Origin of the sequence: Paenibacillus sp. AR247 (assembly GCF_002968895.1) — a bacterium.
GTDB classification, from domain to species: Bacteria; Bacillota; Bacilli; order Paenibacillales; family Paenibacillaceae; genus Paenibacillus_AQ; species Paenibacillus_AQ favisporus.
In genome coordinates this window covers 30,447-39,975 of the sequence record NZ_PCZT01000023.1, presented here as the reverse complement: position 1 = coordinate 39,975, position 9,529 = coordinate 30,447, and the positions used below count along the sequence as shown (strand labels likewise).

The window sequence follows — 9,529 nt, the reverse complement described above, 5'->3', positions numbered from 1 at the left end:
TGGCGTATAGCTCCGGCGCCCACTGGTCCGCTGCCTTCCGGATCCAGTAATTCGGAGCGGTGATGCCTTTATAATCCATCGCCATAACGTCCGGAATATAGGAGTGGGTCATATCGGTGGTCAGCTGCTTATACTGCTTGTTTGGCTTGAACACAGACAGAAACTGCTTCTCTGAACTGTACAGCATGATGTTGCGGATATCTCCGTTTTCGTCCATCACCTGCTGGAAATACAGCAGCGGGTCCGTCGAGTCATTGTTCGTTTCGTTGTAAAACTGATCCATCCGATGCTGGACATATTGCGAATAAGGATGCTCCATCAAAAAGGAAATGTTCGAGAACAGCATTTCGTTCCGGTACATATCCCTGGCAATATTCTCTACCGACTGGTAACGCTGATCCAAATACCGGCTGACATTTTCCATCGCAGCCTTCTGGTTGTTGAGTTCCTTCTCCACGATCGATTGGGATAGGGAAGAGAACATCAGATAGGACAGAATCACGATTGTCAGAATGGCAATGATCGTGAAAATCAGCAGAATCCTCATGAACATGTTATTTTTAAAATAATTCCTGTAGATTCTGCCCAGTCCCATGGTAATCCCCCTTTTCGCCGTTTTCCCATTATATCATACCCTCGTTGATCGTTAAGGAACACGTTGTTTACGAAGCCTGTTTGCGAATCAATCCAGCCGGAACTTCACTATCATGAAATTGCCCGGGAAATGGAAAGCTGTGCCCTGCCCTTTCTACGGGTACGCTTACAACCTTACCGCCACTGCTTGATGCAGCAATAACACTATGATAACTTTTTCGTTTCCCGTAAGACAAATGGAATAATTTTGAACTTGTTCATCACAGCAAAAAAGCCAGCACCTGGGATGTCCAAGGTACTGGCTTTCTCGCTCGCCATGATACAGATTACTCTGTAGTGTATGGCAGCAATGCGATTTGACGGGAGCGTTTGATCGCAATCGTCAACATGCGTTGGTATTTTGCGCTAGTGCCGGTTACACGGCGAGGCAAAATTTTACCGCGTTCGCTGATAAATTTCTTCAGCAGATCGGTATCTTTATAGTCAATGTGAGTAATTTTGTTCACAGTGAAGAAGCACACTTTACGACGTTTATTACGGCCGCCGCGGCGAGCCGGTCTTTTATCGTTGTCTCCGCCTTCTCTTTGTTTAAAAGCCATGCTGTTTCAGTCCTTTCCTTATTAAAATGGCAAATCATCATCCGAAATATCAATCGGTTTTCCGTCATCGGAAAAAGGATCCTGATTGGAATTGTTCCGCGAGTAGCTGTTACCGCCACGTCCGCCGCCTCCATCGTAGGAAGGCTCCTCACGCGGGGTGCTTCCGCCTCCACCGCCTTCACGGTTGGATTCCAGGAAACGTACGTTATCGGCAATGACTTCGGTGACGTATACACGTTTACCTTCGTTATTCTCGTAATTCCGTACCTGGATGCGCCCTTCTACAGCCGTCAGACGGCCTTTGCGCAGATAATTGGCGCAGGTCTCAGCAAGCTGTCTCCATGTGACCACCGGAATAAAGTCCGCCTCACGCTCTCCGCCTTGCGCCGTAAACGGGCGATCTACAGCGAGCGTAAACTGCGTTACGGCTACCCCTGAAGGTGTATAGCGCAGTTCCGGATCCCGGGTCAACCGGCCGATCAAAATAACACGGTTCAACAATCGAGTCCCCTCCTTTGAGCGAATTTCATGTGCCAGCTGCACATGCTCGCTTTGGCCAATGACCTGCCCAGCCCGCTCCGGATCCACATATGGCCGGTCGAACAGGCCCAGCTTGAACTTGAGTACCAGCACCCGCAGCACCGCCCGGTCCAGGACACCAATGCCAAGCTTGCCCTGGCTGACCGCCTCCAGCAGATACCGGCCGAACATTTCGCCGGACATCTCCATGTCGATGCCCGCTTTGATGGCCTGAACGGCGGCGTCCATGCCGTCTTCCGCCACATCATGACCCGCGGCCAGCATGTCGATGGCCCCACAGTCGGTGATGACCATGCCGTCGAACCCCCACTGCTTGCGGAGGACGTCCTCCAGCAGTTCCGTGTTGACCGTGCACGGCACCCCGTCAATTTCGTTATACGCCGGCATGATGGACACAGCGCCGGCTTCCACTGCTTTCTTGAACGGATACAGGTCCACCTCAAGCAGCTCGCGCCAGCCCATATGCACCGGGCCGGCGTTGCGTCCACCTTCGGAGCTGCCGTATCCGACAAAATGCTTCAGCGTCGCGGCAACGCTCGCGTCGCTGTCCAAAGCATCGCCCTGAAGCCCCTGGACCGATGCGGCGGCAAATTCGCCGATCAGGTAAGGGTCTTCGGCGAAGCACTCCTCCGTGCGCCCCCAGCGGGGATCGCGCACGACGTCCAGCACCGGCGAGTACGTCACCGCCCCGCCCTGCGCCCGCGTCTCCGCGGCGACGGCGCGGCACATCTCGCGGTACAGGTCGACGTTCCACGTGCTCCCGAGCAGCAGCGGCACCGGATACACCGTGCCGTCGATCGCCATATGCCCGTGCGAGCACTCCTCCCCGATCAGGATCGGAATGCCGAGCCGGGAATTCTCAATGGCATAACGCTGAATTTCGTTAACCGCCTCCGCACCTTCCTTGGCGGACAGGCCGTTCTCCAGCGTGACGCCGGTCCACGGATCGGCACGCAGCACCCCGTACAGGGAACCGACACCGCCATTTTGGACTTGCTGCTTAAAAGATTCCGTTAATTCAATTTTCCCATCTCTATGTTCATAGGTTTGCCAGCCGAACGGCTGCACGAGCTGGCCGACCTTTTCTTCCAAAGTCATCAGACCTAGCAAATGCCGGGCCCTCTCCACAGCTGGTTTCGTCTTGTCTTTGTAAATCAACATCTCGACTTCTCTCCTGTCTCCCTAAAGTGATGTTGTTTATTATTCTTTGACGGCACCCACGGTAAGTCCTTGTACAAAATAACGTTGGAAGAACGGATATGCAAAAATAATTGGTAGCGTAGCGAGCACGACCATCGCCATACGGGACGTATCCTGCGGAATGGACTGCAGGGCAGCCATGCTGAGCGAGCTGTTGGCCGAGTTTTGCTGAATGAACTGAATGCTGGATTCGATCCGCATCAGCATCGATTGCAGCGGCACCAGGTTCGGATTGTCGATATAGAGCAAGGCATTAAACCAGTCATTCCAATACCCTAGCGTACTGAACAGTCCGATCGTCGCCAGACCTGGCAAAGACAACGGCAGCACGATGCGGAGGAAAATGTAGAAATCGCCCGCGCCGTCGATCCGGCCCGATTCGATAATCGCCTCCGGTACGCTGGTGCTATAGAACGTACGCAGAATCATGATATAAAAAGCGTTCATCGCGAGCGGCAAAATCAGCGCCCACAGCGTATCTTTCAATCCGAGCAACTGCGACACAACCATATACGTCGGAATCATCCCGCCGTTAAACAGCATGGTAAGAATCGCGAATACGGAGAAAAATCTGCGGTAGCGGAAGCTTTTCCGTGAAATCGCGTATGCGTACAGCGAGATCAGGATCAAGCTGACGAGCGTACCCACGACGGTAACGAGGATCGTCACGCCATAGGAACGGAGCAGCGTGTCGCCGCTTTGAAATACGAATTTGTAAGCCTCGAAGCTCCATTTGGCCGGGATCAGACGGTAGCCGTCCGTTGCCAGCGTTTTTTCATCGGTTAACGAGATAATGACGACGAACAGAAAAGGAAATACGCACAAGAAGGAAAAGATCGCCGCAATCGTATGAAGAACAGCGTTCGCGCCGCGCGAAACATGATGAAAATCCCGTTTTTTTCTTTGTATGACCTCCGCCATAACCTGACACTCCCTTCAAAAAATGATTTAGAATAATGCGCTGTCCTTGTCGATTTTGCGGACGACAAAGTTTGACACGATAACGAGTACAAAGCCGACAACCGATTGATACAGGCCTGCAGCGGTACTCATACCGATTTCGCCAGTTGTTTTCAGACCGCGGTATACATACGTATCGATAACGTTGGTTACGGAGTACAGCGTACCCGAGTCTCTTGGAACCTGGTAGAACAGACCGAAGTCGGCGTAGAAGATCCGGCCCACTGCGAGCAGCGTCATGATAATGATGATCGGCGAGAGCATCGGAATCGTAATGTTCTTGATTTGCTGCCACTTGCTGGCCCCGTCGATCATGGCTGCTTCATACAGGGATTTGTCGATGCCCATGATGGAGGCGAGATACACGACGCTGTTGTAACCGACGGATTTCCAAAGACTGACAAAGACAAGGATATACGGCCAATATTTTGGATCGGAATACCACTGAACCGGCTCGGCGCCGAACCAGCCGAGGATTTGGTTGATCATCCCGCGGTCCATGCTCAGGAAGCTGAATGCAAAGTATCCGACGATGACCCAGGACAGGAAGTAAGGAAGGAACATCCCGGTCTGATAAATTTTCGCCATCGTTTTGCCGACCAGCTCGGAGAGCAGAACTGCCATGGCTACGGACAGGATCAATCCAAGGATAATAAAAGCCAGGTTGTACAATAACGTGTTACGCGTAATCGTGTAGGCATCATTGGTGCTGAACAGGAATTTGAAGTTGTCCCAGCCTACCCACTCACTCTTGCTGATACTGGCCCAGAAGCCTTCCCGGTTGAAACGGTATTGCTTGAATGCCACGATCGTACCCACCAGCGGCAGGTAGGAAAAGAAGAAAAACCAAATGGCACCGGGCAGCACCATAAACAGCATGACTTTGTTTCTAATGAGGTTTTTGAAAAATGCGGCCATTCTGTTTCCCTCCCATGATTGATTGGTTATACATTGAAAAAGGACCGGGCGCTAAGTCACCCGCCCGATCCTTTCTGAATTTTTTTCTACATTACTTGTTGTTTGCAGCTTTCCAGGCGTCAAGCTGAGTTTGAGCTTCAGCGATGACCTTGTCCAGGCCGGCTTGCTTGAAGGCCGCAATCGCTTTTGGCAGGTAGGTTTCCGGATCAACGGTACCAGTCATCAGGGATGCCCAGAACTGTTCCTTCACGTTTTGTACAGCTGCCATTTCGGTTGCTACTTTCGTGCTGTCGAAGTTGAAGCTCAGGATTGGAGAATCTTTACCTTCAGCGTTAAATTTCTTGAATTGCTCCCACTTGTCATCCGGGTCATTCGGGTTCAAGTAGAGCAGCATGTTGTTGCCGAGGGAGTACGACGGCATGTCGTAGTTTTTGCCCTCTGGAAGGTTTTCAATGTGCTTGTCGTCAACCTTCTTGTAGTGCGTTCCTTCGATACCGGAATCCACCATGTTGCGAAGAACCGGATCCGTATTCAGCAGGTTCAGGAATTCCATTGCTTTCTCCGGATGTTCGGAGTTCGCGGAAATCGCCATGATCGAACCTTGAACCGAAGTATTTGTGATAATGGCATCACTTGCCGGTGTCGATTTAACCGGATAGCCATAGCTTGCAGACCAAGTATTGTCAGCCAGTGGCTGGGTTTGCGCACGGTCCATGAACCAGTTGCCGGAAGTCATCAGATCGCTAGTGGAGCCTGTTGTTGCTGCTTCCGGAGCCACATAGCCGGCTTGATAATATTTGTGCATCGTTGTCAGCGCCTGCTTCATTTCTGGAGTTTCGAGGATGTCGACGATTTTGTAATCAGTCGTATCCAGCTTCACAGCCATTGGCAGATTCTGAATGATGTAGTCATAAGGAACATAAGGAACGTAGTTCTTGTCCATCGCGAACGGTGTTACGTTCGGTTCTTTTTCCTTAATCGCTTTCAACAGCGGCTCAATGCTATCCAGGGAACGTACATTGGAGGTATCCAGTTTGTACTTGTCCACCAGGTTTTGGTTGAAGCGCCATACTTCTTGCTGTGGAAGCTCTTTGTTGGCCGGAATGCCGTAGTTGTGTCCATCGACTTTGGAGCCTTCCAGGAAAGCAGGATCGATGGTATCTTTGATACCTTGTCCATATTTATCAAGCAGATCGTCGAGTTCCATGAACGCGCCTTTTCTTGCGTTCTGTACGTAATCGAATCCGCCTGCGGATGTGAACATGATGTCCATCGGTTCGCCGGAAGCTACGTTTACCTGCATTTTTTGCTGGTAGTCGCCCCAGTCGATCATTTTCATGGTGACGGTTGCATTAATTTTCTCCTGCGTATACTTGCTGACCTCGGTCATAACCTTGTCAACGTCTTTTTGCGGCGTGCCGATCGTGTACCAGATCAGGTTTACCGGTTTCTCGGAGCTTCCCGAAGATCCGGAACCACTGCTTTCCGCGTCTTTGTTGCCCCCACGCACGCGCTGAGTACAAGCGCGAAGGCCGTCAACATGGCCAGTGCGAACGAGAAGCTTTTCTACCCTTGCTCATGTGTGTTCCTCCCTTTTTGTGTTGCAGTCAATGTTGTCTAGCTGTCTGCCCACCAAGCGGCCAAACCGGCTTTTTCTTTTATTGTTTCCGGCTCGGTTTGTTTAACTAAGATAACCTTAACGGATGTAAGCCGTTACAAAAAGAAGATAAACTAAATAAAACCGTGTACAAATTAAAGAAAAGGTTTACTTTTTGTATAAATTTGTCATTTTTTCAGTGAAACGCTTACTTTTATTGTTTTTCTTTCATTTTCATTCGGTTTTTTCTGCATCAAACGTCACAAAAAAACCCTAAAACCGGATGAGATGGTAGGTGTTTAGTCTCATCTGATTCAGGGTGTCTCCAGCCGGTCAACCCAGCCCCTTGTAATCCGTCGGCGAGATCCCGACATATTTCCTGAACTGTTTATAAAAATATCCGGTCTCCCAGTAGCCTACGTTCCGTGCAATCTCCTGCACCTTGAGGTTCGTGTTCTTCAGCTGCTGCTTCGCCTTTTCGATCCTGAACTTGTTGATGTATTCGGCGAACGTTTCCCCGGTTTCCTTATGAAACAGCTGTCCCAGATACACCGGATGAATATGATACTGTGCCCCCAGTGTCTTCAGCGACAGTTCGTCCGCATAATGATTGTGAATATGGACCAGCACCTGATTCACGACGGGGTTCTTCATATCCTGAAGCAGCGACTGGACCGCAGCTCCAGCCACTTCCTGCAGTGCAGTAATGAGATCCTGCAGCGAGGAACTGTCCCGAACCCTGCCTAAGCCGTTCTTGAATATATCCGACTCATCCGTATGCTTGATCTGCTCAAGCTCCATTTTGAAGCGAATCACCAGTTCCAGGGCCGCGTTCAGCAGATCCTCCGGGCGGATATGTCCCGCCTTCTGCATCTGCTCAAAGTCGTCTTGGATTTTTCGACTCAGCCCGGCCTCGTCCCTCGCCAGAATCAGCTTGGCGTATTCGTCCCAAGCGATGGCGATATGCCGCTCCGGGCCGCCGCTATTCTCCTCCAGGCTGGTGTAGTCGATGATCCGCCGATCCGGAAATACCATAAAATACTCCAGCGACTGCTTGGCCTCCTTGTAGCTGACAGAAGCCTCTTCAGGCAGGCTCACCGCCGAGCCGACACCGATATGCACCGTGCAGCCCTGCCTCGCTAAATCAGCCTCCAGCTGCTCCAGTGCTGTCATCAGACGAGCCTTCCCCTCCTGTAGGTTCTCCAGACTTCCAATAAGGACAGTATCCCCATCCACATCTCGGAACAGCGTCAGCTCCGTGCTGTCTTCCAGCAAATCGTCAACCTGCCCGAACAACGCCTCATCGGCTGCGGTCCGAAGCACCGCCACGGCCATATAAGGCCGGTCCAAGTTCACGCCGAGCAGATCGGCTCTTTCTATAAATTCCGGAGGGGCGATCTGCCCGTTCATCCAGCGATAGAGCGTATTGTCCTTCAAAATTTGCACATCAAAAGCGCTGTACAATCCGCTCGCCCTCGTACTGTCCAGCTTGGACACGGTATTGCGGAGAGTCGATTCCAGCTCCTCCACATTGATCGGCTTCAGCAAGTAGTTTTCGATACCGAGCCTCATCCCCTGCTTCAAGTAATCGAACTCGTTGTATCCGCTTAGGATGATCACCTTGAGGTCGCTGCGGGTTTTGCGAGCCTCGCCGATCAGACTCAGGCCGTCCATCACCGGCATGGAAATATCCGTAATCAGTACATCCACGGGCGTAGACGCCATTACCTCGAGCGCCTGGCGGCCATTCTCTGCGTGCCCGACGATCTCCAGCCCCAGCGCTGCCCAATCCAAAATATCGTACAGCCCTTCGATAATGAACGGCTCATCGTCCACAATAAACACTTTATACATCTTCAGCATCCGTCCCTTCCCGGTTAGGATAACGTACGGTGACAACCGTACCGACTCCAGGCCGACTGTCAATTTCCACCCCGTAAGCCGGACCGTACAAAAACTGCAGCCGGCTGTGCACGCTGCGCAGCCCAAACATTTCGCCGGACTCCTCCGGCTTCCCGAGCTCTTCATGGATCTCAGCCAGGCGCTCAGGCGTGATACCTTTGCCATTATCCGTAATCACAGCCACCAGCATATCGCTTTCTTCCTTCACCCGAATGTCCAGATGATTATCGTCGCGATTGGTCTGGATGCCGTGAACGATATAGTTTTCGATCAGCGGCTGCAGCGACAGCCTCATGACCGATTTGCCCTGCAGCGCCGGGTCTGAATCGATCGTATAGCTGAACTTCTCCTTATAACGGATCCGGAACAGCTCCAGATACAAGCGGCATGCCTCCAGCTCATCCTTGAGCGTGTAGATCTTTTTCTGCTTCACCAGGCTTTTGAAAAGTACGGACAAGCTATAGATCATTTCCCCGACATCTTTAGCCCCTTGGGAAATGGCCCGCATCCGAATCACTTCAAGCGTATTGTACAGAAAATGTGGATTGATCCGCGCCTGCAGCGCCACCAGTTCCGTCTGCTTCTGTTTGATTTCGGCCTTGTACACCCGCTCGATATACAGGTTCAGCTCGTCCAGCATGTCGTTAAAGCTCCGGGAAATCTGGCCAAGCTCGTCTTCTCCCGGGTTATCGATCCGTGCGGACAAATCCCCGTTTTTCACCTTGCGCGTAATCCTAATAATCCGATTCGTCCGGTTGGCGAAATTAATCACAAAGAAGGCCGGGAAAAAGATCGCAAACAATATACAGATCCCACTGATCGTTATAATCGTTTTCCGGATACCCGAATAGCTGGCCTCCACGTCCTTTTTCGGAACCGCACCAATCACGACGTATCCGTTGTCAGCGGAAGTCAGCTTGTTGATATACATTCGGCTGCTGACCTCAGCCGGGCGGGTATTTCCACCGTCATACAGCGAGTCGGTCACATCCATATACGGATAGGTCTTCCCATAATATTTCCCTTCCGAATCATACAAAACCTTGCCGTCCGCCGAAAGCACCGCGATATCCCCTTTGAAGCTGTCCTTATAGCTGGTCAGCGCATCGGTGATACCGCCCGAATCTAAATAAACGAGAAACTGTCCCGCATTTTTGAGCTGACGGTTATTGATCGGTACCCGTATGGCGTATAGCTCCGGCGCCCACTGGTCCGCTGC

Annotated in this window: 6 protein-coding genes and 3 pseudogenes; all 9 read right to left on the bottom strand. The window is 51.5% G+C overall.

Going from position 1 to position 9,529, the window contains the following annotated elements:
* Window positions 1-595 (bottom strand): annotated as a pseudogene (locus CPT76_RS37965) (two-component sensor histidine kinase); the annotation flags it as partial.
* Between the two features lie 325 nt (window positions 596-920).
* Complete coding sequence (rpsR, locus tag CPT76_RS29200) at window positions 921-1,193, bottom strand: 30S ribosomal protein S18 (protein WP_076172485.1); 273 nt, start codon at window positions 1,191-1,193, stop codon at window positions 921-923.
* Window positions 1,194-1,214: 21 nt separating this feature from the next.
* Window positions 1,215-1,694, bottom strand: a complete 480-nt coding sequence (gene ssb / locus CPT76_RS37960) for a single-stranded DNA-binding protein (protein ID WP_145162262.1) — start codon at window positions 1,692-1,694, stop codon at window positions 1,215-1,217.
* A gap of 135 nt (window positions 1,695-1,829) precedes the next feature.
* Window positions 1,830-2,831 (bottom strand): annotated as a pseudogene (locus tag CPT76_RS29195) (glycoside hydrolase family 3 protein); the annotation flags it as partial.
* 102 nt (window positions 2,832-2,933) lie between these two features.
* Window positions 2,934-3,854 (bottom strand): carbohydrate ABC transporter permease, encoded by a 921-nt coding sequence (locus tag CPT76_RS29190; RefSeq protein ID WP_076172477.1) that lies wholly within the window; start codon window positions 3,852-3,854, stop codon window positions 2,934-2,936.
* A 27-nt stretch (window positions 3,855-3,881) separates the two neighbouring features.
* Complete coding sequence (locus CPT76_RS29185; RefSeq protein ID WP_076172479.1) at window positions 3,882-4,811, bottom strand: ABC transporter permease; 930 nt, start codon at window positions 4,809-4,811, stop codon at window positions 3,882-3,884.
* Between the two features lie 91 nt (window positions 4,812-4,902).
* Window positions 4,903-6,353: pseudogene (locus CPT76_RS29180) on the bottom strand (ABC transporter substrate-binding protein).
* A 388-nt stretch (window positions 6,354-6,741) separates the two neighbouring features.
* A complete protein-coding gene (locus CPT76_RS29175; RefSeq protein ID WP_105445571.1) occupies window positions 6,742-8,262 on the bottom strand; it encodes a response regulator transcription factor in 1,521 nt (506 codons plus the stop codon).
* Window positions 8,255-9,529 (bottom strand): sensor histidine kinase (locus CPT76_RS29170; RefSeq protein ID WP_105445370.1); only part of this gene is annotated, 1,275 nt, incomplete at its 5' end. The genes CPT76_RS29175 and CPT76_RS29170, both read right to left, overlap by 8 nt.

Excerpts from the sequence above, each read along its gene's own strand:
- rpsR (WP_076172485.1), bottom strand. The coding sequence starts at position 1,193 with ATGGCTTTTAAACAAAGAGAAGGCGGAGACAACGATAAAAGACCGGCT.
- CPT76_RS29190 (WP_076172477.1), bottom strand. The coding sequence starts at position 3,854 with ATGGCGGAGGTCATACAAAGAAAAAAACGGGATTTTCATCATGTTTCG.
- CPT76_RS29185 (WP_076172479.1), bottom strand. The coding sequence starts at position 4,811 with ATGGCCGCATTTTTCAAAAACCTCATTAGAAACAAAGTCATGCTGTTT.
- CPT76_RS29175 (WP_105445571.1), bottom strand. The coding sequence starts at position 8,262 with ATGTATAAAGTGTTTATTGTGGACGATGAGCCGTTCATTATCGAAGGG.